Source organism: Staphylococcus lugdunensis, from assembly GCF_001558775.1.
Classification (GTDB): Bacteria; Bacillota; Bacilli; order Staphylococcales; family Staphylococcaceae; genus Staphylococcus; species Staphylococcus lugdunensis.
In genome coordinates this window covers 963,619-990,019 of sequence record NZ_CP014022.1, presented here as the reverse complement: position 1 = coordinate 990,019, position 26,401 = coordinate 963,619, and the positions used below count along the sequence as shown (strand labels likewise).

At 34.8% G+C, this 26,401-nt stretch carries 21 protein-coding genes; 18 read left to right on the top strand and 3 right to left on the bottom strand.

Going from position 1 to position 26,401, the window contains the following annotated elements:
- Positions 1-11: 11 nt before the first annotated feature.
- Positions 12-773 (bottom strand): threonine/serine exporter family protein, encoded by a 762-nt coding sequence (locus AL499_RS04695; protein ID WP_002459723.1) that lies wholly within the window; start codon positions 771-773, stop codon positions 12-14.
- 253 nt (positions 774-1,026) lie between these two features.
- Entirely contained in the window at positions 1,027-2,100 is a 1,074-nt protein-coding gene (gdpS, locus tag AL499_RS04690; protein WP_002459722.1) for a GGDEF domain-containing protein GdpS, read from the bottom strand.
- A gap of 319 nt (positions 2,101-2,419) precedes the next feature.
- Between gdpS and AL499_RS04685 the strand changes: the two genes are divergently transcribed.
- Positions 2,420-3,478 (top strand): glycosyltransferase family 4 protein, encoded by a 1,059-nt coding sequence (locus AL499_RS04685; RefSeq protein ID WP_037540533.1) that lies wholly within the window; start codon positions 2,420-2,422, stop codon positions 3,476-3,478.
- A gap of 52 nt (positions 3,479-3,530) precedes the next feature.
- Here the strand turns inward: AL499_RS04685 and AL499_RS04680 are convergent, their stop codons facing one another.
- The gene (locus tag AL499_RS04680; protein WP_002492755.1) at positions 3,531-4,172 is read right to left on the bottom strand and encodes a YigZ family protein; all 642 of its coding nucleotides are present in this window, start codon (positions 4,170-4,172) and stop codon (positions 3,531-3,533) included.
- Between the two features lie 397 nt (positions 4,173-4,569).
- Between AL499_RS04680 and fakB1 the strand changes: the two genes are divergently transcribed.
- The 17 genes from fakB1 to trxB all read left to right on the top strand — a co-directional run bounded on the left by fakB1 (position 4,570) and on the right by trxB (position 26,370).
- Positions 4,570-5,436 (top strand): fatty acid kinase binding subunit FakB1, encoded by an 867-nt coding sequence (fakB1, locus tag AL499_RS04675; protein WP_002459719.1) that lies wholly within the window; start codon positions 4,570-4,572, stop codon positions 5,434-5,436.
- A 60-nt stretch (positions 5,437-5,496) separates the two neighbouring features.
- Positions 5,497-6,822: a DNA/RNA helicase gene (locus AL499_RS04670; protein WP_037540531.1), complete on the top strand. Its 1,326-nt coding sequence runs from the start codon at positions 5,497-5,499 to the stop codon at positions 6,820-6,822.
- Complete coding sequence (locus AL499_RS04665; RefSeq protein WP_002459717.1) at positions 6,785-7,459, top strand: ComF family protein; 675 nt, start codon at positions 6,785-6,787, stop codon at positions 7,457-7,459. Before AL499_RS04670 ends, AL499_RS04665 begins: the two co-directional genes overlap by 38 nt.
- Before the next feature lie 58 nt (positions 7,460-7,517).
- Entirely contained in the window at positions 7,518-8,090 is a 573-nt protein-coding gene (gene hpf / locus AL499_RS04660; RefSeq protein ID WP_002479342.1) for a ribosome hibernation-promoting factor, HPF/YfiA family, read from the top strand.
- A gap of 416 nt (positions 8,091-8,506) precedes the next feature.
- Positions 8,507-9,286 carry a peptidoglycan recognition protein family protein gene (locus tag AL499_RS04655; protein ID WP_002492749.1) on the top strand — a complete coding sequence of 260 codons (780 nt, stop codon included), beginning with the start codon at positions 8,507-8,509 and terminating at the stop codon, positions 9,284-9,286.
- Between the two features lie 541 nt (positions 9,287-9,827).
- Positions 9,828-12,359 (top strand): preprotein translocase subunit SecA, encoded by a 2,532-nt coding sequence (secA, locus tag AL499_RS04650; RefSeq protein WP_002459714.1) that lies wholly within the window; start codon positions 9,828-9,830, stop codon positions 12,357-12,359.
- A gap of 237 nt (positions 12,360-12,596) precedes the next feature.
- Positions 12,597-13,716, top strand: a protein-coding gene (gene prfB, locus AL499_RS04645) for a peptide chain release factor 2 (RefSeq protein WP_096032083.1) whose coding sequence is annotated in 2 segments (ribosomal slippage) — positions 12,597-12,668 and positions 12,670-13,716 — 1,119 coding nt in all. Because the reading frame shifts where the segments join, the coding sequence is not laid out codon by codon here.
- 491 nt (positions 13,717-14,207) lie between these two features.
- Positions 14,208-15,179 (top strand): COG3942 and LysM peptidoglycan-binding domain-containing protein, encoded by a 972-nt coding sequence (locus tag AL499_RS04640; RefSeq protein ID WP_002492754.1) that lies wholly within the window; start codon positions 14,208-14,210, stop codon positions 15,177-15,179.
- A 159-nt stretch (positions 15,180-15,338) separates the two neighbouring features.
- Positions 15,339-15,980: a YfbR-like 5'-deoxynucleotidase gene (locus AL499_RS04635; RefSeq protein WP_002492747.1), complete on the top strand. Its 642-nt coding sequence runs from the start codon at positions 15,339-15,341 to the stop codon at positions 15,978-15,980.
- A gap of 5 nt (positions 15,981-15,985) precedes the next feature.
- The gene (locus AL499_RS04630) at positions 15,986-16,219 is read left to right on the top strand and encodes a CsbA family protein (protein ID WP_002459710.1); all 234 of its coding nucleotides are present in this window, start codon (positions 15,986-15,988) and stop codon (positions 16,217-16,219) included.
- A 238-nt stretch (positions 16,220-16,457) separates the two neighbouring features.
- The gene (uvrB, locus tag AL499_RS04625) at positions 16,458-18,443 is read left to right on the top strand and encodes an excinuclease ABC subunit UvrB (RefSeq protein WP_002459709.1); all 1,986 of its coding nucleotides are present in this window, start codon (positions 16,458-16,460) and stop codon (positions 18,441-18,443) included.
- 7 nt (positions 18,444-18,450) lie between these two features.
- A complete protein-coding gene (uvrA, locus tag AL499_RS04620; protein WP_002492758.1) occupies positions 18,451-21,285 on the top strand; it encodes an excinuclease ABC subunit UvrA in 2,835 nt (944 codons plus the stop codon).
- A gap of 367 nt (positions 21,286-21,652) precedes the next feature.
- Positions 21,653-22,588, top strand: coding sequence for an HPr(Ser) kinase/phosphatase (gene hprK, locus AL499_RS04615; RefSeq protein ID WP_002459707.1), 936 nt, complete (start codon positions 21,653-21,655; stop codon positions 22,586-22,588).
- A 3-nt stretch (positions 22,589-22,591) separates the two neighbouring features.
- On the top strand, positions 22,592-23,440 hold the full coding sequence (gene lgt / locus AL499_RS04610) for a prolipoprotein diacylglyceryl transferase (RefSeq protein ID WP_002459706.1): 849 nt from the start codon (positions 22,592-22,594) through the stop codon (positions 23,438-23,440).
- A complete protein-coding gene (locus AL499_RS04605; protein WP_002492766.1) occupies positions 23,437-23,916 on the top strand; it encodes an acyltransferase in 480 nt (159 codons plus the stop codon). The genes lgt and AL499_RS04605 overlap by 4 nt, the downstream gene beginning before the upstream one ends.
- Before the next feature lie 11 nt (positions 23,917-23,927).
- Entirely contained in the window at positions 23,928-25,367 is a 1,440-nt protein-coding gene (locus AL499_RS04600; protein WP_002492760.1) for a tetratricopeptide repeat protein, read from the top strand.
- 64 nt (positions 25,368-25,431) lie between these two features.
- The gene (gene trxB / locus AL499_RS04595) at positions 25,432-26,370 is read left to right on the top strand and encodes a thioredoxin-disulfide reductase (RefSeq protein WP_002479331.1); all 939 of its coding nucleotides are present in this window, start codon (positions 25,432-25,434) and stop codon (positions 26,368-26,370) included.
- Positions 26,371-26,401 lie beyond the last annotated feature (31 nt).

The window sequence follows — 26,401 nt, the reverse complement described above, 5'->3', positions numbered from 1 at the left end:
AACAGCCTTTCTTAGAATAGTAATAAAACAATTGCGACACCAGCACCAATGGCAAACGCAGTTAAAGCGGCTTCTACACCACGAGACATACCAGCTAGCAACTCTCCTGCCATCAAATCACGAATCGCGTTACATATTAAAATCCCAGGTACTAAAGGCATCACGCTGGCAATAGTAATAATGTTTTGATTTGTTGCAATGCCCATCTTAGTGAAAAACACTGCAATACTAATTACCACAGCTGAAGCTACAAATTCTGAGAAAAATTTAATTTGTATATAGCGCTGAACAAAGCTAAATGTTAAAAATGCAGCACCCCCAGCCAATATTGCGATCCAGCAGTCTGATGCTACGCCACCAAACATAAATAAGAAAAATCCACATGCAATGGCTGCCGCTAAGAAATTAGTTAGAAATGAAAATTGCAATGACGCTTGACGTAGATGAATTAATTCGTTTTTGGCTTCATCGATTGTCAACTGATTATTGGCAATTTTTCTACTAAGACTGTTGGTTAATGCAATTTTTTCTAAATCGGTAGTTCTTTCTCTAATCCTAATGAGCCGTGTACTTGTGCGATCATTTAGTGAAAAAATAATCGCGGTTGAGGTCACAAAACTATATGTATCATGTAAACCATAGCTATGCGCAATTCTATTCATCGTATCTTCAACACGGTAAGTTTCTGCACCAGCTTCAAGTAAAATTCGACCTGCAATTAAAACCACATCAATCACTTTATTTTCATCTATAATAGTGATTGAATCAGACATAACGCGACACCTCCAAGGTGGAATAAAAATATATAGTCATAAAAAATTTAACGTTGCCTTTTTTGTATATCTATGGTGTTCAACGTACAAGTTATATAACTTCTATATTGCACTATTATAATAGAAGTTTTAACTAAAATGAATAATGAGTCAAGATAAACTTAAAATCATGAGCTATTCATACAAAAAACACTATCATTCAGATACTGTCTTGTACAGAATGATAGTGTAATACGGAAAGTGATATTGTACTTTATAATTTGATAATTGGATTAAACATAACTTGATTTCGTCCTTCATTTTTAGCCACATGTACCATATCATCAGCATCTTTAAATACTTTTCGTTGGGATTTGTGATCATCTTTAGTTAAATAACCTACACCAATGGACACTGATAATTTAATAACTTCTTTATTTGGTAAATGAAATGATGATTTTTCTACACCTAGACGGATATTTTCAGCAAGTTTAACGCTTTGGTCTAAGGAATAATCGCGTATAACTACAGAAAACTCTTCGCCACCATTTCTAAAAATTTTAAATTTCTTAGGTACATAATTCTTTAATAATTGGGACATTTGCTTTAATACAGCATCGCCTGATTTATGTGAATACGAATCATTGACGTCTTTAAATCCATCTATATCAATTAATAACAATGCAAGGCTTTCGTGATGTTCTTCAGCTTGTTGAGAAATATGATTAAGATGACGGTCAAATTCTTTAACGTTACCTAAACCAGTTAAATAATCATATTTATCTTCATTTTCGTAGCGATTGACAAGTGAAAAGAAACGCCAAATATCTACGAACGTTACTGCTGAAGCAATAGTTAAGACAAATGATACAGGTATCAATATAATTAATTCTTTAATGTCATATATCGGGCTGAAAATTGATAAAATAGCTAAAATAATGATACTAATTAAATTTAAGATGAGTAGTGACACGATATCATTTTGTTTTAAAAATGGACCAATTGCACTTACAATGCCTGCTATGACAAGTAATGTCACACCATATAATATTGAATTCCCATAGGCAAAGATATCAACCAATGCGACAATTGTGGCTGCAGCAAGGGTATAAGGCATATGGGTATAACGTCCTAAAAACAACAATGGTACAAACGTTAAATGTACTAAAAATTCATCGTTATATGATGGGATTGGATAAGCAGCTAATAATAGTGCAACAAGGGTCATTAAAACTGTAACATAGCCTTTAGAGAAAGTTACCCGTTTATTCTCAGAATATTGTAATCTGTGGAATAAATAGATACCTGCAACCATGACAGAAATATTATAAATGATTGCTTCCAACATGTATTTACCGACTCCTTTATTTCTCCACTAGTAATTGTAAGTGAAAACTTACAATTTGTCATTAACTCTGGAAAGAAATTTATGCTAAATTACAGTCTTTCATGTTAAAATAAAATTTTCCATGGTATGATAAGAAAAAACATTTTCTTCTTATTTATTATACTGTATAGACAACATGTGTTAACATACACCACAATTATATAGTGTATTTATGTCACAGTGCGTATAGAGAACCTTTATGACTGATGATATTGACGTCTTAACAAATAAAAAATATAAGGCGCTAAAAATAAGAAATATATCTATTGAAGGTGAACGGATGCTTACATTATTGCTCATAGTGATTACGATGTTGATTAGTTTAATGATTACACCAATCGTTATCGCTATTTCTAAAAAGCTCAATATTGTTGATAAACCGAACTTTAGAAAAGTTCATACTCAACCAGTTTCGGTTCTTGGTGGCACCGTGATACTTTTCTCTTTCCTTATTGGGATTTGGATTAGTCATCCTATGGAAAGAGAAATAAAACCCTTAATCATAGGTGCTTTTATTATGTACGTAGTAGGACTTATTGATGACATATGTGATTTAAAACCACTACTTAAACTTTTGGGGCAAGTCGTCGCAGCGAGTGTGATTGTGTTCTATGGCATTACGATTGACTTTATTTCGTTTCCAATGGGACCAACTATTCATTTTGGGTTTTTAAGTATTCCAATTACAATCATTTGGATTGTAGCCATTACAAATGCAATTAATCTTATTGATGGTTTAGACGGTTTAGCGTCAGGTGTTTCTATCATTGCTTTGTTAACAATAGCATTTATTGCTATTTTGCAAGGGAATATCTTTATAACGATGATTTGTAGCGTATTGATTGGTTCACTGCTAGGCTTTTTATTCTTTAATTTTCATCCAGCAAAGATCTTTCTGGGCGATAGTGGTGCATTAATGATTGGTTTTATTATTGGCTTTGTTTCGTTACTAGGCTTTAAAAATATTACGTTTATTTCATTATTTTTCCCGATCATTATACTTGCAGTTCCATTTATCGATACTTTATTTGCAATGATACGTCGTGTGAAGAAAGGGCAACATATTATGCAAGCAGATAAGTCACATTTACATCATAAATTGTTGGCTTTGGGTTATTCACATAGACAAACGGTGTTATTGATTTATTCAATTGCCATTTTATTCAGTCTATCAAGTATCATTTTGTACTTATCACAACCATTAGGTGTTGTCTTGATGTTTATCTTGATTTTAATTACGATTGAGATGATTGTTGAATTTACCGGATTAATTGATGATAATTATCGACCTTTATTAAAGTTAATTGCCAAGAAGAACCATCACCATGAACATAAATAAAAAATAAGCTATTCAGCCTGATATATAATATTGTTTCAGGCTGAGTAGCTTTTTAATTTGTAGAAATATCGAAAGGTAACTTTTTCGTTTTTTCAGTGGTTAATGTGTAATTGCCAGCAGTATGTTGATTTAAAAATGCGATGAAAGCATCATAGTCGTCTGCGATTACATCTATATGATAACTGACTTTATCAAGGTAAGTAGTATCGCGAAGCATATAGGATGTTGATGCTAACTCATATTCGAATTTACCAGTTAAATCGTAAGCAACTGTTACAATAACGGGAATGGCATCGCGTAATTCTACACGTCCTACCGCAAAAATAACATCACGCACGGCACCACTATATGCACGTATCAAACCGCCACCACCAAGTTTAATGCCTCCAAAATAGCGCGTCACAACTACACAAACATTATGAACATCGAGTTTTTTCAAAATATCCAACATCGGCACACCAGCTGTACCAGTAGGCTCTCCATCATCATTTGCTTTTTGAATATTCATGTGTGCTCCCACTGTATAGGCAGAACAATGATGTGTTGCATCTTTATGACGCTGCTTGATATCGGCAATAAATTGTTTAGCCTCATCTTCACTATTTACTGGTTTAATATGGGCGATAAATCTAGATTTGTGTATGACATTTTCAATAATATGTTCTTTTTTTATTGTAATAATGGGTTCGCTCATTAAAATTGATTCCCCCTATAGCGTATCGATTAATTTAACTATACAGCATGATATCAAAACAATAAAGCACTGTTTTAATCTGCTTAAAAATTTATCTTGTGTGTCATATGTCATGTGTGACGAATGATGATATTGCAAATTGTGATTTATTTTTTAAGAAGAGCAGGGAGCGGGACAGAATTCATTATGAATTCGTAGGCCCGCCCCGGCAAGGTTGACTAGGATTGAAAAAAGCTGGGTATAAGCGTATTTTCAATCCAGTCAACTACTGCCAATATAGAGCTCAGAACCTAAAATTTAATTATGTGCCAGACTCGTTGTTAAAGAGGGGATAGTTGTTTGCTTTTAAGTTAAATTATTTTATAATGAGAATTAAGTATAATTGAGGAGGACTACTATGAAGATTGCTGTAATGACTGATTCTACAAGCTATCTCTCACAAGAGTTACTAGATAAATACCAAATTCCAGTTGCACCTCTTAGTGTCATCTTTGACGACGGAGAAACATTTGTTGAATCAAATGATGTTGACATGGAACAGTTTTACCATAAAATGCTATCATCGAAAACACCACCAACTACAAGTCAACCTGCTATTGGAGAGTGGATTCAACGCTATGAAGCACTGCGAGATCAAGGTTACACAGATATCATTGTTATATGTTTATCAAGCGGTATCAGCGGTAGCTACCAATCTGCAACACAAGCTGGAGAAATGGTCGAAGGCGTTAATGTGCATTCATTTGATAGCAAATTAGCTGCAATGATGGAAGGGTCATATGTGTTACATGCAATAAACTTAGTGGACAAAGGTTTTTCACCTGACGACATTATTCAAGAATTAAGCGCAATTCGTGAACATACAACTGCGTATTTATTTGTAGATGATTTGAAAAACCTACAAAAAAGTGGCCGTATTACCGGTGCACAAGCTTGGGTTGGTACGATGTTGAAGATGAAACCTGTATTACGCTTTGAAGATGGGAAAATAGTACCGGAAGAAAAAGTGCGTACTAAGAAAAGAGCTTATAAGTCATTAGAAGAGAATATTATGCGCATTGCTAGTGAGCTTGATGAAGTGACGATATTTGTGATAAATGGAGATAAAATTGAAGAAGGTAAGGCATTTTACCGAGAATTGAAAGAAAAGTATCCGGAATCCTATAATATTCATTATTCCGAATTTGGACCAGTTGTTGCTACACATCTTGGTTCAGGTGGATTAGGATTAGGGTGTTTTGGTAAAAAGATTTCTATAGAATAATGCATTTCGAGGGAGGCATGAATCAACAATGATTCATGTCTTTTTTTACATTAAAAAGAGGTGACTAGAATCATACGCTATGGTCAATTAATACCTGCATCTCATGTTCAAGATAATGAGCCAGTAGCATCGAAACAAAAAGGAATTTACAACGATAACAAAGGAATAGTATGTCTGCAATGTGGCAATAGAGATATGCTATATTTTCATAAATATATAAGTAATCATCAGGAAGAGATTGTTTATTGCCGTAACTGTCTTCAATTGGGAAGAGTAGATAATATGACAGATTATGTATTAATAGAATCGAAGAGAAATAAGACTACCGCTTCGTACACATTGCCATTTAATTTGTCTGATCAACAATGTTATGCCAGTAATAAAATGATTTATGCTATACAGCACCACCAAAAATTATTACTCTATGCAGTAACGGGTGCTGGTAAGACGGAAATGATGTTTCCTGGTATTCAGTATGCCAGACAAAAGGGGTACAATGTTGCTATTGTATCTCCAAGAGTAGATGTTGTTTTAGAAATTAGTCAGCGTATTCTGGATGCTTTTCAAGGTGAACAGATTGATGTATTGCATCAGCAATCGAGACAACAATTTAACGGTCATTTTGTCATTGCAACGATTCATCAGTTGTATCGTTTTAAAAATCATTTTGACCTTATTTTTGTTGACGAAGTAGATGCTTTTCCATTAGCTATGGAATCATCATTATTTATTGCAATTCAGATGGCAGCCTGTAGACAAGCTTCAATTATTTATATGACTGCGACGCCACCTAAAGCGTTATTAGCGCAATTTGATCATGAACAAATCATATATTTACCAGCTAGATTTCATCGACATCCACTTCCTGTACCACGCTTTAAATATTTTAAGTTGAAGTGCAATCGACAACAACAAACTTTAGTGCGCATTTTGCAAAATCAACTAAATAAACGACGAATAACTTTAGTGTTTTTTCATCATATAGAAACGATGTTAGCTGCCTATCATCGATATCAAGCTGTTTTGTCGTCACTCACCTACGTATATAGTGAAGATGTCTTACGTTTTGAAAAGGTTGAAGCGCTCAGACAAGGGAACTACGAAATTGTTTTTACGACAACAATTTTAGAAAGAGGCTTCACAATGGCACATTTAGATGTCATTGTTATCGATGCACAAACATTTAGCAAGGCAGCATTGATACAGATTGCTGGTCGAGTTGGGAGAAAAGCACATGCACCTGATGGCATGGTATTGTATTTACATCAAGGCGTAAGTTTAAGCATGATTGCTGCTAGACGTGAGGTGCAATCTATGAATCGTTTGGCAAGAGAAAAAGGGTGGTTAGATGAGAAGATGCCTCCAATGTCTTCAACCCATCCATGAACCATTAACGGCTATAAATATATACAAGCCGCCTAAACTTATATGTTCACAATGTGAAAGTTTGTGGCAAGCTTGTCGTATTAAAGACAAAAAACAACGTTGTTCGAGATGTCTAAATCAATGTGGTCATTCAACGCAACAGTGTTTAGACTGTCAGTTTTTAGCAAATCGGTTTCAATTAATGACGCAGCTATATTGTGATTATCAGTACACAGGAATTATCAAAGCGCTCATCCATCAATACAAATTTATGAAAGATCACTATTTAGCGCAAGTGTTGGCATATCAACTGAAGCTACCTCAAATTAAATATGACTACGTTGTGCCAATTCCGTCCCCGAAAGTAAGAGATGATGCAAGAACCTTTAATCCTGTAACCACAGTGTTAGCTTATAAAGGTATTCAATATATTAATCTTTTATCTACGGATTTGCGTCCTAAGCAATCAAAATTATCAAAAATAGAGCGTGCTGAAGCATCTAATCCATTTTATATTTCTTTAGATATCGACTTGACAAATAAAGAAATATTACTCGTAGATGATATTTATACTACTGGATTAACCATACATCATGCGGGGTGTAAATTGTTAGAAAATAAAGTCAGAAAATTCAGTGTGTATACGTTTGCACGGTAGTCCGAACGTGGTATGATATAAGTAAGAATTACCAATAGAGGTTAAAGGAGAGATTACTATGATTAGATTTGAAATTCATGGAGATAACCTCACTATTACAGATGCAATCCGCAACTATATTGAGGACAAAATTGGTAAATTAGAACGCTATTTTAATAACGTTCCAAATGCAGTAGCACATGTTAAAGTTAAAACGTATGCTAATTCTGCAACTAAAATTGAAGTAACAATTCCACTCAAAAATGTCACACTTAGAGCGGAGGAACGACACGATGATTTATATGCAGCTATTGACTTAGTTAATGACAAATTAGAGCGTCAAGTACGTAAATATAAAACACGTGTCAACAGAAAAAATCGAGATCATGGGGATCAAGAAGTATTCGTGGCAGAAGTAGCTGAAGCTACTCCAGAACCATCTGAATTAGAAGTCGAAACAAATGATAGCGACATTGAAATTATTCGTTCTAAACATTTCAGCTTAAAACCTATGGATTCTGAAGAAGCTGTATTACAAATGAATTTGCTAGGACATGATTTCTTTGTGTTTGCTGATAGAGAAACAGAAGGAACAAGTATTGTATACCGACGCAAAGACGGTAAATATGGTTTAATCGAAACAACAGAATAAAAATTTTGAGTCATTGTGCTTATAGCCACAATGTCTTGAGTGATTTTCTAGAGAATGGGACAGAAATATCATTTGCAAAAAATAATTTCATTGTCCCTCACTGGCAAGGCTGACTAAGATTGAAAGAAGCTTGATACAAGCATATTTTCAATACAGTTAGCCACTGCCAATATTTTAAAATATATTTGGATAATGAAAAGAGTAGCTGAACAAGCTACTCTTTTTTTATTAAATATTTTTTAAAAGATAATTGTTAAGAAACATATTTTTTTAAAAAAACTTAACAAGATACACAAATATTTCACTTTTGATGAAAATAACCACTTGATTTTAATTTGTTATTAGATTAATAATATAAGTGTAATTATTAAATATTAATTTTAATAATTAAAACAATATCAAAGGAGTGTGATTTTATGTCAAAAATGTTAGTTCTTTTTTCTACATGTATTCTTTTAATGTCGATGTCGTTAATTTTTATGCCTGTTAGTCATGCGCAAGGTTTATCCTCTAAGCAAGCAACGTTGTATCAGCAGAATCCAAAAGATACTAATACCCAAGCTTCAGGAAAACTGAATAATTCGAAAGAAACAAAAGCAAATGATACAGCAACCTTATTTGCAAACTCTAAAGTCAATCAATATATTATCGACAATCATCTTCAGCATTCGCCAGTAGTAAAAGATCCACGTATGGATACACTTCCTAAATTAGAATATAAAAACGGCACTTACATGGGTGTTGTTATTCACGAAGTGGGCGAAGACAATCGTCCTTTACAAGTATGGGTAGATCGCATGTATGAAACTTATACTAGAGCATTTGTACACGCATTCGTTGATAATAACGAAATACATCTTACTGCACCTGCAGAATATTATGTGTGGGGAGCTGGTCCTAAAGCTAATCCATACTTTTATCAAATCGAATTAGTAAGAATGTATAATTTTGAAGACTTTGCAAAATCAGTTAATAATCAAGCTTGGCTTGCAGCCTATATGTTAAAGCAAAATGGAATTACGCCAACACTTGCTGATGATAACGCTGGTAAAGGTTCTGTCATTAGCCACAATGCAGTAGGTAAATATTGGGGCGGTACAGATCACGTAGATCCAATCGAATACTATGGAAGATGGGGATACGATATGCATCAAATGTTTGATTTAATTAAATACTACTATGATAATATGGCGTAAATTAAAAATGCTTTAATACATGTAGTAGCAAGACTAGGAATCTGTTATTTAGATTCCTAGTCTTGTTCGCGTGTTTTTTACAAACTTTAATAATCCCATTATCAACATTGAGGTTCATGATTAAGAATTTGTACATACTTTAGTTTTTAAGAAGCAAATGTTTAATCAATGGACACATATCTTAGGTTATGCTAATGTAATTTGACGATTCTAAAATTGTATTATTTCATCTTCAGTTTCTCAAAGTACGTTTTTAAAATACGCTTTTATTAATATATTCGAAAATTATTTATTTATGACGAGAAAAAGTTGTTTCTATCGTGTTAAAATAAATATGTTGTCGATTTGCAGGGCAATCAATAGCCCAAATGGAATCACGCATTAACTTAGTAGTAGCACGCATGAGTTTTTCGGTGAAAGAAATGATTAGAGATGACATTGAGAGACGCGTAGTATGAGTAATATAAGTATAAATTTAATGGTATAAATGATAAGATAAATTGTTGTAGGCCAAACAGTTTTAGCTAAAGGAGCGAACAAAATGGGATTTTTATCAAAAATTGTTGACGGCAATAAAAAAGAAATAAAACGATTAGAAAAACTAGCTGATAAAGTACTTGCATTAGAGGAAAATATCGCTATTTTAACGGATGAAGAGATTCGTAATAAGACAAAAAAATATCAAGAAGAACTTAAAGAGATAGATGATGTTAAGAAACAAAATGATTATCTAGATAAAATATTACCTGAAGCATATGCATTAGTACGTGAAGGATCTAAACGTGTGTTCAACATGATTCCATTCAAAGTACAAGTGATGGGTGGTATCGCTATTCACAAAGGCGATATCGCAGAGATGAGAACAGGTGAAGGTAAAACATTAACAGCTACAATGCCAACATACCTCAATGCCCTTGCTGGCCGAGGTGTTCATGTTATTACAGTCAATGAGTATTTATCAAGTGTACAAAGCGAAGAAATGGCCCAATTATACAATTTCCTTGGGTTGTCTGTAGGCTTGAATTTAAATAGTAAAACAACAGCAGAAAAAAGAGAAGCATATTTACAAGACATCACATATAGTACAAATAATGAATTAGGATTCGATTATTTGCGTGATAATATGGTGAATTATGCCGAAGAACGTGTTATGCGTCCACTGCATTTCGCTATTATTGATGAGGTCGACTCTATTTTAATCGACGAGGCGCGTACACCATTAATTATTTCTGGGGAAGCTGAGAAATCAACATCACTTTATACGCAAGCCAATGTTTTTGCTAAAATGTTAAAAGCCGAAGACGATTATAAATATGATGAGAAGACAAAAGCTGTACATTTAACAGAACAAGGTGCAGATAAAGCGGAACGCATGTTCAAAATTGAAAACCTATATGATGTCCAAAATGTTGATGTCATCAGTCATATTAATACTGCCTTAAGAGCACATGTTTCATTGCAACGCGATAAAGACTATATGGTGGTTGATGGGGAAGTGCTCATTGTTGACCAATTTACAGGACGTACGATGCCAGGACGTCGTTTTTCTGAAGGATTACACCAAGCGATAGAAGCTAAAGAAGGCGTTCAAATTCAAAATGAATCTAAGACAATGGCTTCCATTACTTTCCAAAACTATTTTAGAATGTACAATAAATTAGCAGGCATGACTGGTACAGCCAAAACTGAAGAAGAAGAATTCCGTAATATTTATAATATGACGGTTACTCAAATTCCTACGAACAAACCGGTACAACGTACAGATAAAGCAGATTTAATTTATATTAGTCAAAAAGGTAAATTTGATGCTGTTATTGAAGATGTAGTAGAGAAACATAAAAAAGGTCAGCCTGTACTGTTAGGTACAGTTGCTGTAGAAACCAGTGAGTATATCTCAGCCTTGTTGAAAAAACGCGGTGTGAGACATGATGTTTTAAATGCAAAGAATCACGAGCGCGAAGCAGATATTGTTGCTAAAGCGGGACAAAAAGGTGCTGTAACAATTGCGACAAACATGGCCGGACGTGGTACCGACATTAAACTTGGTGAAGGTGTCGAAGAATTAGGCGGCTTAGCTGTTATAGGTACGGAACGTCATGAATCACGTCGTATTGATGACCAATTACGTGGCCGTTCTGGTCGACAAGGTGATAGAGGTGATAGCCGCTTCTATTTATCACTGCAAGATGAGTTGATGATTCGTTTTGGTTCTGAGCGCTTACAAAAAATGATGGGGCGTTTAGGCATGGATGATTCAACACCGATTGAATCAAGAATGGTCTCTCGGGCAGTAGAATCTGCGCAAAAACGTGTTGAAGGTAATAACTTTGATGCCCGTAAACGTATTCTTGAGTATGATGAAGTATTGCGTAAACAGCGTGAAATTATCTATAATGAACGTAATAATATTATTGATAGTGATAATAGTTCAGAGCTTGTTACTGCAATGTTGAAATCAACTTTACAACGCGCAGTTAATTATTACATTAATGAAGAAGATGAAGCATTAGATTATAATCCATTCATCAATTATGTTAACGATGTCTTTTTACAAGAAGGTAGCTTAACAGTTGAAGAAATAAAAGGTAAAGATTCCGAAGATATTTATAATATTGTCTGGGGAAAAATCGAACAAGCATATGATGCTCAAAAAGAAACTATTGGCACACAAATGCCAGAATTTGAGCGTATGATTTTGCTCCGATCTATTGATACACACTGGACAGATCACATTGATACTATGGATCAATTGCGTCAAGGAATCCATTTGCGCTCATATGCACAACAAAATCCATTGCGTGATTATCAAAATGAAGGTCATGAATTGTTTGATATTATGATGCAAAATATTGAAGAAGACACTTCAAAATTCATTTTGAAATCTGTTGTTCAAGTAGAAGAAAATATTGAGCGAGAAAAAACAACTGACTTTGGTAAAGCCCAACATGTTTCTGCCGAAGATGGTAAAGAAAAAGTGAAACCACAACCTATCGTAAAAGGTGAGCAAGTAGGTAGAAATGATCCATGTCCATGTGGTAGTGGCAAAAAATATAAAAACTGTCATGGTAAATAATGTGCTTGACGGTAATTGAATTAAATTCTCAATACTTAAACGAAGCGTGACCATAAATGTTATGCTTAATCCGTTTTGAGCCTTTTTGGAGTAGGATATTGAAGTTACACAAAGACTTCTATCCTGCTCTTTTTTTGGATTAGATTAATCATCAATCATACTACAATCGTGACAAAATATAATCATATATGTATCATAAAGAAGACAGAAGATATCATCGTTATAGGAGAGATAAGCATGGAACTTTCAGAAATCAAACGTCGTATAGAGGCGTATCAAGATAGTTTAACTCAAATTAGGGGGTCTCTTTGACTTAGAAAATAAAGAGACAAATATTCAAGAATATGAAGAAATGATGACCGAGCCTAATTTTTGGGACGATCAAAATAAAGCACAAGATATTATTGATAAAAATAACGCTTTGAAAGCAATAACTATGGGCTATCATGACTTAGACAATGAAGTTGAGGACATGTTTGCCACGACCGAGTTATTACAAGAAGAGTATGATGAGGATATGAAGGCTGAGTTGGAAATGGATGTCTTGGCCTTTAACGATAAATTAGATCAATTTGAATTACAGCTGTTATTAGATGGTCCACATGATGCTAATAATGCGATACTAGAATTACATCCAGGCGCTGGAGGTACAGAATCTCAAGATTGGGCGAGTATGTTACTCCGCATGTACCAGCGTTATTGTGAACAAAATGGATTTAAAGTTGAAACGGTAGATTATTTACCTGGTGATGAAGCAGGTATTAAAAGTGTGACGTTACTTGTCAAAGGACATAATGCGTATGGTTATTTAAAAGCTGAAAAAGGTGTTCATCGCTTGGTTCGTATTTCACCATTTGATGCATCAGGACGTCGTCATACATCTTTCGCGTCATGTGATGTGATACCTGATTTTAATAATAATGAGATAGAAATTGAAATTAACCCTGATGATATTACGGTTGATACTTTTAGAGCATCGGGCGCTGGTGGACAACATATTAATAAAACTGAATCAGCTATTCGAATTACCCATCATCCGACTGGCATAGTTGTCAACAACCAAAATGAACGATCACAAATTAAAAATCGTGAAGCCGCAATGAAAATGTTAAAATCCAAACTATATCAGTTGAAGTTAGAAGAACAAGCGCAGGAAATGGCGGAAATCCGTGGTGAACAAAAAGAAATAGGTTGGGGCAGTCAAATACGCTCTTATGTATTTCATCCATATTCAATGGTTAAAGATCATCGGACGAATGAAGAAACTGGGAAAGTAGATGCCGTGATGGATGGAGATATTGGGCCATTTATAGAAGCTTACTTAAGACAGCAAATGGATCAGTCATATTCGTCATAATGATTATTAGAACGCGCATGGGACATCATTATGTTCTAGGCTATAAACGATATATTGTCACTAGTTGACTGGATTGAAAATACGCTGATACCAAGTTTATTTCAATCCTAGTCAACCTTGCCAGAGCGGGACAGAATTCATTATGAATTCTGTCCCGCTCTCGTTTTAAATATAGGTAACGTAACATTATATTAAGATAGCGTAATGCTTTTTATTAGACACCTTGTATAGAAATAGTAAGGTTGGAACTTATTGTAAAAAATTTATTGCTTTTAGAATTGCTAAAACTCTAAGATTTGATTGTTTGTTTACGCATTACTAAACAAAATGGATGTAAAATGCAGTTATTTATATTACTTAACCCTAGTAAATGCATCAAAATATAGGGAAAATATAAACTTTATGTTACATAGTGATAACAATAGCCAATTCGCAACGACTTTATGCTAGTCTAAGATTAAATCAGACTACAAATGAAAAGGAATGACATCATGAAGAAAACAATAACAGCAACAGTTTCATCAGTAGCCGCATTTTTAGCTGTAAATGGTATTGCGGATGCTTCTCCGGCTAAACCAGTTAAAGCGCAAACAACGATTAATACTTTAGATACATCACATACAGAAGCTGTAACAGCAAATAATTATTCTGAAAATGATATCGTGGTAGTGAAATCAGGCGATTCATTAAATTCAATTGCTTCTGCTCATCATATTACAGTGACAGATATTTATAACTTTAACCCAGGAGTTACTGAATTAATTCATCCGGGGGACTTAATCGCAGTTTCTAGCAAAGGTGCTGCATTACTTGGTACTAATATTAATGGTGCAACTTATACCGAAGTATCTTCGTCAAATCAACCACAAGATATTGCGCATTTAGTTACATCGACAACATCATATGATAAACAACATGATTTAACTTTTGATGAGTTAACACATGCAAATGCAACAACAAGCTCACAATCACATGTGACTTCTGGCACTGCAGGATCTCAAAGCTATCATAATAATACGCAAGCATCATCATACAACGGCCAACAAACATCAGCGCCAGCACATCATAATGCAGTAACACATCATCGCTACCATTATGGTTCAACACCAGCGCCTAACAAATATAAATCTGTAGCTAATCAAGGCAACCTATATGCATATGGCAACTGCACATACTATGTCTTTAATCGTCGTAGTGAATTAGGACGTTCAATTGGCAGTACTTGGGGCAATGCAAATAACTGGGCTTATTCAGCAAAAAGAGCTGGATTTACCGTTAATAATACTCCAGCAGTAGGTGCGATTTTCCAAACAGGTGCAGGCTATTATGGACACGTTGGCGTAGTTGAACGTGTGAACAGCAATGGTTCTATTTATGTATCTGAAATGAATTATAATGGACATTTCAATAATGTCACACATCGTTCAATTTATAATGTGAGCAGTTATAAATATATTCATTAATAATAACAGCTTAATTAAGGTGAGGCTTTGAATGCAAATGCATTGAGGAAGTCTCACCTTTATTTATTTTTTATGATAGAGTTACTTTCTTTAACATAGTTGCTTGGTATAATAAAGCTAAGTATCATCAGCGATAAAATAATAGAAAGGATGACAAGTATGGCAATTCACCAGTATTTTAAAAGATTATCAGACTTAGAAAAGTTAATAAGATTGCCTGGTAAATTTAAATATTTTGAACATAATGTTGCTGCGCATTCTTTTAAAGTCACTAAAATAGCACAATATTTAGCAACCGTTGAGGCACATCATGGTAATGAAGTTGATTGGAAAAGTTTGTATGAAAAGGCACTTAATCATGATTTTGCTGAAGTGTTTACTGGTGATATAAAAACGCCAGTGAAGTATGCAAGTAGAGAACTTAAAATGTTATTTTCCCAAGTAGAAGAAGAAATGGTAAATACATTTGTCAATGAAGAGATTCCTGAACCTTATCAAGATATTTATCGCCAGAGATTACAAGAGGGAAAAGATGATTCTTTAGAAGGGCAAATACTAGCAGTAGCTGATAAAATAGAATTACTATATGAAACGTTTGGAGAAATTCAAAAACGTAATCCTGAACCCTTATTTTTCGAAATATATGAAAATAGCCTAGAAACAATAATTCAATTTGATCATTTAGTTTCGGTGCAAGACTTTATTGAGAATGTAATTCCAGAAATGTTAACCGAAAACTTTATTCCTAGAACAGAATTACGCGAGACAACGATGTCAATCTTAAAACAAAGAAATGGGTGAACATCATGATTTGGTATGTCTGTGCTGCGTTATTTCCATGTTTATTAGTCGTCTTGTTTAGTGTTGTAACAAGAAATAAATGGATTGGAACGCTGGTCGCATTGATTTTAATTGCAACGTCTATATATAAAGGTTTTTTTCACAATGAATGGATTATATTTTTAGATGTCGTTTCATTATTAGCTGGTTATGTTATTATTGATAATCTTAAATTACATCAATCACATGATAATGACTAACGAACGTCGAATATGATGTTTAAAATTAAAAATATGATAAACGCTAGCAGTTCAAACTGACCATGAAGAAGGACAAACATAGTAGCAACACTGTGTTTGTTTTTTGTTTAAAAGAATAAAAGATTTAACGGGATGTTTAGCGAACAAACGTTTGTATTTTTGTTGAATTATCTGTTAGAATAGAAAATAAATCGAGCAAAGTATATGATGAGACAAACGATAGGAGGCGTATCTTAATATGGTTGAGCACGTACCATTTAAACTAAAATCTGAATTTGAGCCACAAGGTGACCAACCTCAAGCAATTCAAAAGATTGTTAAGGGCATTAATGAAGGTAAGCGACATCAAACATTATTGGGAGCAACTGGTACAGGTAAGACATTTACAATGAGCAATGTAATTAAAGAGGTTGGCAAACCTACTTTGATTATCGCCCATAACAAAACCTTGGCAGGTCAACTCTATAGTGAATTCAAAGAGTTTTTCCCAGAAAATAGAGTCGAATATTTTGTTAGTTATTATGATTACTATCAACCAGAAGCCTATGTGCCTTCCACAGATACATTTATCGAAAAGGATGCTTCAATTAATGATGAAATCGACCAGTTACGCCATTCAGCTACAAGTGCTTTATTTGAACGCGATGATGTTATTATTATCGCAAGTGTGAGTTGCATTTACGGTTTAGGTAATCCTGAAGAATACAAGGATTTAGTTGTTAGTGTGCGTGTCGGTATGGAAATGGAGCGGACAGAACTTTTAAGAAAATTAGTCGATGTTCAGTATTCTAGAAATGATATAGATTTTCAACGCGGAACTTTTAGAGTGCGTGGCGATGTCGTAGAAATTTTCCCAGCTTCAAGAGAAGAAATGTGCATCAGGGTGGAATTTTTTGGCGATGAAATTGATCGTATTAGAGAAGTAAATTATTTAACGGGTGAAGTGTTGAGAGAAAGAGAACACTTCGCTATTTTCCCAGCCTCTCACTTCGTCACTCGAGATGAGAAGATGCAATTAGCGATTCAACGAATTGAAAAGGAACTTGAAGAACGACTTAAGGAATTACGAGCTGAAAATAAATTATTAGAAGCACAACGTTTAGAGCAACGGACAAATTATGATTTGGAAATGATGCGAGAAATGGGTTTTTGTTCGGGGATTGAAAACTATTCAGTACACCTAACATTAAGACCTTTGGGATCAACTCCTTATACATTATTAGATTATTTTGGTGATGATTGGCTAGTTATGATAGATGAGTCACACGTAACTTTACCGCAAATAAGAGGCATGTATAACGGTGATAGAGCACGTAAACAAGTGCTTGTGGATCATGGATTTAGATTGCCGAGTGCACTAGATAACCGACCGTTAATGTTTGAAGAGTTTGAGGATAAGACAAAGCAACTCGTATATGTATCAGCTACACCGGGACCTTATGAACTAGAACATACGGATGAAATGGTAGAACAAATTATTCGACCTACAGGCCTATTAGATCCTAAAATTGACGTCAGACCAACCGAAAATCAAATTGATGATTTATTAGGCGAAATACAAGAACGTGTTGAACGTAATGAACGCGTATTAGTGACAACATTAACGAAAAAAATGAGTGAAGATTTAACAACGTACATGAAAGAAGCGGGAATTAAAGTAAATTATCTTCATTCGGAAATTAAAACATTAGAACGTATTGAAATCATTAGGGATTTACGTATGGGTACGTATGATGTCATTGTTGGCATTAACTTATTGCGAGAGGGTATTGATATACCAGAAGTATCGTTAGTCGTCATTTTAGATGCGGATAAAGAAGGTTTCCTACGTTCAAATCGGTCATTAATTCAAACGATTGGACGTGCGGCGCGTAATGATCGAGGTGAAGTCATCATGTATGCAGATAAGATGACCGATTCTATGAAGTACGCCATAGACGAAACTCAACGTCGTCGTGAAATACAAACCGCACACAATGAAAAATATGGTATTACACCGCAAACGATTCATAAACGGATACACGATGTTATCAGTGCTACTGTTGAGAATGATGAAACAAATGCACAAGAACAAACTACAGTTCCTAAGAAAATGACGAAAAAAGAACGACAAAAAACAATTGAAAATATCGAAAAAGAAATGAAAAAAGCAGCAAAAGAATTGGACTTCGAGAAAGCAACAGAGTTAAGAGATATGTTATTTGAACTAAAATCAGAAGGGTGACAGTTACATGAAAGGACCAAGTATAGTAGTTAAAGGGGCGCGTGCGCATAATTTAAAGGATATCGATATTGAGCTGCCTAAAAATAAATTAATCGTTATGACTGGATTGTCGGGATCTGGAAAATCTTCATTAGCCTTCGATACCATTTATGCTGAAGGGCAACGTCGCTATGTTGAGTCATTAAGTGCATATGCTCGGCAATTTTTAGGGCAGATGGATAAGCCTGATGTTGATACGATTGAAGGCTTATCTCCTGCAATATCTATCGATCAAAAGACGACAAGTAAAAATCCACGTTCCACAGTGGCTACAGTAACGGAAATATATGATTATATTCGTTTACTCTATGCTAGGGTAGGTAAAGCCTATTGTCCCAATCATGGTATAGAGATTGAGTCCCAAACTGTTCAGCAAATGGTTGATCGTATATTAGAACTTGAAGAACGTACTAAAATTCAAATTTTGGCACCTGTGATTTCTCATAGAAAAGGGAGCCATGAAAAGTTAATAGAAAGCATTGGTAAGAAAGGATATGTACGCTTAAGAGTGGATGGTGATATCGTCGATGTTAATGAAGTCCCACCACTAGATAAGAATAAAAATCATACGCTTGAAGTGGTTGTCGATCGTTTAGTTGTGAAGCCAGGTATTGAAACACGACTAGCTGATTCAATTGAAACGGGTTTAGAATTAGCAGAAGGAAACATTACAGTCAATGTTATTGATGGTGAAGATCTTAAATTTTCTGAGAATCATGCATGTCCTATTTGTGGCTTTTCAATCGGTGAATTGGAACCAAGAATGTTTAGTTTCAATAGTCCATTTGGTGCTTGTCCTACATGTGACGGTCTAGGTCAAAGGTTGACGGTTGACTTAGATTTAGTTATTCCAGATAAGAATAAGACGTTAAATGAAGGAGCCATTGAACCATGGGAACCTACGAGTTCTGATTTTTACCCAACATTACTTGCCCGAGTATGTGAGGTATACAAAATCAATATGGATAAACCATTTAAAAAGTTAACGGATAGACAGCAAAATATTTTATTAAATGGTTCTGGAGACAAAGAAATTGAGTTTTCTTTTTCTAGTAGAAATGGTGGTACACGTCATAGAAAAATGACTTTTGAGGGTGTCTTACCTAATATTAGTCGACGTTTTCATGAATCACCTTCTGAATATACACGTGAAATGATGAGTAAATATATGACTGAATTGCCATGTGAAACATGCCATGGTAAACGACTAAGTCAAGAAGCGCTATCTGTTTATGTGGGTCAATACAATATCGGTGAAGTTGTCGAATATTCGATTGGTAAAGCTTTAGATTACTTTAAGAATTTAGTGCTGTCTGAACAAGATAGAGCAATTGCTAATCAAATTTTAAAAGAAATTATTGCACGATTATCATTTTTAAATAATGTTGGTCTAGAGTATTTAACATTAAACCGAGCATCAGGTTCTCTGTCAGGTGGAGAAGCACAGCGTATTCGTTTAGCAACGCAAATAGGTTCACGATTAACAGGTGTATTGTATGTTCTTGATGAACCATCTATTGGTTTACATCAGCGCGACAATGATCGTTTAATTCATACATTGAAAGAAATGAGAGACCTTGGCAATACACTTATTGTTGTCGAACATGATGACGACACGATGCGTGCTGCGGATTATCTTGTTGATGTTGGTCCCGGTGCAGGAAATCATGGCGGAGAAATTGTTTCGAGGGGTACCCCAGACAAGGTTATGAAAGATAAGAAATCACTTACTGGTCAATACTTAAGTGGTCAAAAACGCATTGACGTACCTGAACATCGAAGAGCGATTACTGAACGTAAATTAAGTATTAAAGGTGCTAGAAGCAACAATTTGAAAAATGTGGATGTAGACATTCCATTGTCAGTAATGAATGTTGTCACTGGCGTTTCGGGTTCCGGAAAAAGTTCATTAGTGAATGAAGTATTATACAAAGCGTTAGCTCAAGCGATAAACAATTCAAAAGTTAAGCCAGGTGACTATGACAAGATTACCGGTATGGAACAGTTAGATAAAATTATCGATATTGATCAATCGCCAATTGGTCGTACACCACGATCAAATCCTGCAACTTATACGGGTGTATTTGATGATATACGCAATGTCTTTGCACAAACGAATGAAGCTAAAATAAGAGGTTATCAAAAAGGACGCTTTAGCTTTAACGTTAAAGGCGGTCGTTGCGAAGCATGTAAAGGTGACGGCATTATCAAAATTGAAATGCATTTCTTACCGGATGTATACGTACCTTGTGAAGTCTGTGATGGACAACGCTACAATCGAGAAACGCTCGAAGTGACGTATAAAGGGAAGAATATTGCGCAAGTATTAGACATGACTGTTGAAGAAGCGACACATTTCTTTGAAAATATACCTAAAATTCATCGGAAATTGCAGACACTGGTTGATGTAGGTTTAGGTTATATTACACTTGGACAACAAGCTACAACGTTATCTGGTGGTGAAGCACAGCGTGTTAAACTTGCTTCAGAACTGCATAAACGATCAACGGGACGTTCGATTTATATATTAGATGAACCAACAACAGGATTGCATGTTGATGATATTCGACGTTTGCTTAAAGTTTTGAATCGATTAGTAGAAAACGGTGATACGGTAGTCATCATTGAACACAATTTAGATGTAATCAAGACAGCAGACCATATTATTGATTTAGGTCCTGAAGGTGGCGATGGTGGCGGTACAATTGTTGCCACAGGAACACCAGAGGAAATTTCAAATGTTGATGCATCCTATACAGGACAATATTTGAAAAATGTCTTAGCACGTGATAAAGCAGAATAACAATTGAACTAGTTTGATATGTATTTTGACTATAGGCTGAAGGTAGGCTTAAGAAAGACGTCAATAGTACAACGTATTGTATAGAAGCCAGTAAATGAGTTTTCTCATGAATTCATTTACTGGTTATTTTTCTAACAATCATCTCCAGACATGTATTATATCCGATTAAAAGCTTCAGTTAAGTGTGACTTTGATTGATGTTATTTATTTTTGTTGCTGTGAAATATATCAGTGTAACGACAATAATATGATATTACGGTATCTTATTATAAATCTTCCATTTTGAATGAACTTTTATATAACTTGGTGTGATATTTTTGATATGATAAGAAGTGAACAATTTCAAGTTACGTTTTGAGGTGAACCCATGCTTACAACAAAAAAGTTAGTTGAGCTATTAAAGTTAGAATTGCTTGTTGGGGAAAAAGGACTAAATAAACAAATTAAGAATACGGATATTTCACGACCTGGGCTTGAGATGGCAGGTTATTTTTCGCACTATGCATCAGACCGAATTCAGTTATTAGGTACGACAGAATTATCATTTTATAATTTACTTCCAGATGACGAAAGACAAGGTCGTATGCGAAAATTATGTCGACCTGATACGCCTGCTATTATAGTGACAAGAGGTTTAGAGCCGCCTAAAGAATTGATTGAAGCTGCCACTGAAATGAATACACCATTAATTGTCTCTAGCGATGCGACTACAAGTTTAATGAGTAGACTTACAACTTTTTTAGAACATCAACTTGCGCGTTCTACATCGTTGCATGGCGTTTTAGTAGATGTTTATGGCGTAGGTGTATTGATCACCGGAGATTCAGGTATTGGGAAAAGTGAAACAGCACTTGAATTAGTCAAACGTGGACACCGTCTAGTAGCCGATGATAACGTTGAAATAAGAGAAATATCTAAAGACGAACTCATTGGTAAACCGCCAAAACTTATCGAACATTTACTTGAGATTCGTGGATTAGGTGTTATCAATGTGATGACTCTATTTGGTGCAGGTTCCATTTTGACAGAAAAGCAAATCCGACTAAATATTAATTTAGAAAATTGGAATAAAGAAAAACTCTACGATAGAGTAGGCTTACATGAAGAAAAATTACGCATACTAGATACTGAAATCACAAAGAAAACAATTCCAGTTCGACCAGGACGAAACGTGGCAGTTATTATTGAAGTTGCAGCCATGAATTATCGCTTAAATATCATGGGCATTAATACTGCCGAGGAATTTAACGAACGTTTGAACGCAGAAATTAGAAAAAATGGACATAATCATGAGGAGCACTAACGTATGAATTTAATGGTAAGTTATATAAATCCAGTGGCAATTGAATTAGGCCCTTTATCGATAAAATGGTATGGGATTATTATTGCTTGTGGCATTTTGCTGGGCTATTTTGTCGCCCAAAAGAGTTTAATCAATGTAGGATTACATAAAGACACACTTGTAGATATTATTTTTTACTGTGCATTATTTGGCTTTTTAGCAGCACGAATTTATTTCGTTATTTTTCAATGGCCGTATTATGCACAGAATCCAGCTGAGATACCTAAAATTTGGCACGGTGGTATAGCGATACACGGTGGGTTACTCGGTGGGTTTATCACTGGAATAATTATATGTAAGCTAAGAAACCTCCATCCATTTCAAATTGGTGATATTGTTGCGCCAAGTATTATCTTAGCGCAAGGTATTGGTCGTTGGGGTAACTTTATGAATCATGAAGCGCATGGTGGTCCTGTATCACGTGCGTTTTTAGAACAACTACATCTTCCAGAGTTTATTATCAATAACATGTACATCGAAGGTACATATTATCATCCGACATTTTTATATGAATCCATTTGGGATGTTGCTGGTTTCGTCATACTCTTAACATTGCGTAAGCATTTACGAATTGGAGAAACATTCTTTAGTTACTTAATTTGGTATTCTATTGGTCGCTTTTTTGTTGAAGGCCTACGTACCGATAGCTTAATGTTGACAAGTCATATTCGTGTGGCACAACTTGTTTCAATCATTTTGATACTCGTCGGTTTAACTTTTATTGTCTACCGACGTTTAAAATATAAAGCGCCAGTTTATAAAGATGCAGGTCCACTTACCTGGCCAAGTCAGACGGCGAAGGTTAAGCGATGAGACGATTACAAAAACGTAGTAGTACAGGCATTAATCCATTATGGCATATGTATCGTTTTATTCGTTTTCCAAAAGTGTTGAAGCAAACCGTTATTATAGAATTTTGTCGTTTTATTCCTAGCATGCCATTGAAGCGATATGTCTATCGACGCTTTTTAAATATGTCTATCGGTCAAGCTACTGCAATTGCTTATAAAGTAACACCAGATTTATTTTATCCAGAACTTATAAGCATTGGTGATAACTGTGTGATTGGGTATAATACTACAATATTAACTCATGAAATTCTTGTTGATGAATATCGACAAGGTCAAGTGATAATAGGAGACCATACGATGGTAGGTGCCAATGTGACGATTTTACCAGGCGTATATATTGGTAAGCATGTGATTATTGCTGCGGGTTCAATTGTATCGAAAGATATTCCAGATGGTTGTTTTGCTTGCGGTAATCCAATTCAAATACATAGGAAGTGAGGTGACCAACAGTGAATCAACAAGATGATAATGTCATACATGTGAAATTTAATAATCATTTTTATCTTAAAATGGCAGACGAAAAATTTGAAAATGAAGATTGGGAACAGGCAGCTGAATATTACAGTCGAGTAATGGAACATGAGTCAGATAATATTGAAGTTATTACCAATTATACAACTGCATTAAAAGAGTTGGGACGATACAAAGAAGCAATTGCGATTAATTTTGATTTAGTTGCTAAAAATGAACATGTTCGCTCGGCATTTAACAATATTAGCAATGTTTATTTCAAATTGAAAGATCATTATAAGTGGTTTATTTTTGCCATGTCTAGTGCTGCTATGTCTAAGGACGTGGATATAAGAGCTATCTTTGAAGATGTACATCAGGTAGAATACGATGATGAAGAAAAATTTTACACGGAAGTAATGCTAGTTTCATTCCAATACGTATTTCAATATTTACTGACACAACAACGCTTTGAAGATGCTAAAAATTATATTTCTCATTTAGAACACCCACTGCGCAAACAACACATTGTTCAAAATTCTCTTGTACTATGTCATATCTATTTACGAGAATATCAGCAAGCGAAAAGAATATGTGAGCGTTTGTTAAAAGAAGATTCCTCTGACGTATACGCATTATGTCATTATACATTGGTGCTATATATTACTAATAATAAAGAAAAGTTTAATAAATATATGAAAGTAATGAAAAAGATTAGACCAATGAACGATGACGAGAGATTTAAACTTGGTATCATTCTTAGTTATTTAAAGCAATATGAAGCGTCTCAAAAGTTATTACTACCACTTTATCGTAAAAGTAAATTTCCCTCACCTCAAATGTACAATGCTTTAAGCTTTAACCATTATTACCTAGGAAATGAAATCGAAAGTGAAGCCATGTGGAAAAAGCTCCAGCATTTGGCAAAAAACGAAGTCGGTCCACCTCCATGGACGCTTGAGGATAGTAAAGAAAAATTTAATCAGAAAGTACTGCCATTATTACTTCATGATAATAATCATTATAGACTATACGGTATCTTTTTACTTAATCAATTAAATGGTAAAGAAATATTTATGACAGAAGAAATATGGGCCATTTTAGAAGAAATGACAGATTATGAAAAATTATATTTAACGTATCTGATACAAGGACTGAAACTAACAAAATTAGATTTTATCCATCGTGGCTTAGTTGAATTATATAAAAATAAACAACTGCAACAAGATATGGAACTGTCTATTAGTTGGATTGATACCGCAGAAGCACTTATTGCAAGTAAAGTGGATTATAATGAAATGGAACGCTATTTAGCTGCACATGTATATCTCTATTATCGCCACACAGCATTAAAAATGACAAAACGAGAAATCTTTGATTGGCTAGGTGTCACAAAATATAAGTTAGATTCAGCAGTAAAATACTTGTTGAGCATATAAATTTTATCGGTAATGATTATGGTTTATAATGCGCATGGTAAAGATAAACGAGGAGGCATATAAAATGACTGAAGTAAATTATGACGTTGCTATTATCGGAGCTGGACCAGCCGGTATGACAGCAGCGGTTTATGCATCACGTGCGAACTTAAGTACAGTTATGATTGAACGTGGTATGCCAGGTGGCCAAATGGCAAATACAGAAGAAGTTGAAAACTTTCCAGGCTTTGAAATGATTACAGGCCCAGATCTTTCTACTAAAATGTTTGAACATGCAAAGAAATTCGGTGCTGAATATCAATACGGGGATATTAAATCTATTGAAGATCAAGGTGACTATAAAGTCATTCATCTTGGTAATAAAGAAGTGACAGCACGTGCAGTTATTATTGCTACAGGTGCAGAATATAAAAAAATAGGCGTGCCTGGTGAACAAGAATTAGGTGGCCGTGGAGTAAGTTATTGTGCTGTATGTGATGGTGCCTTCTTTAAAAATAAAAATTTATTTGTTATTGGCGGCGGTGATTCAGCAGTTGAGGAAGGAACCTTCTTAACGAAATTTGCAGACAAAGTAACGATTGTACATCGACGAGACGAACTGCGTGCACAAAAAATCTTGCAAGATCGTGCATTTAAAAATGATAAAGTCAACTTTATTTGGAGTCACACGTTGAAATCAATTAACGATAAAGATGGAAAAGTTGGTTCAGTGACACTCGTATCAACTAAAGATGGTTCAGAACAAACATTAGATGCAGATGGTGTGTTTATCTATATAGGTATGAAACCATTAACTGCACCATTCCTTGATTTAGGTATTACTAATGAAACTGGCTATATTGTAACTAAGGACGACATGAGTACAGCGGTTCCTGGCATCTATGCTGCTGGAGATGTGCGCGATAAAGGTTTACGCCAAATTGTTACGGCAACAGGTGATGGTAGTATCGCCGCACAAAGTGCCATTGATTATATTGAAGAATTGAAAGACAAAGAAGCTTAAATTTAAGCATGTGCACAGTATGATATAAAGC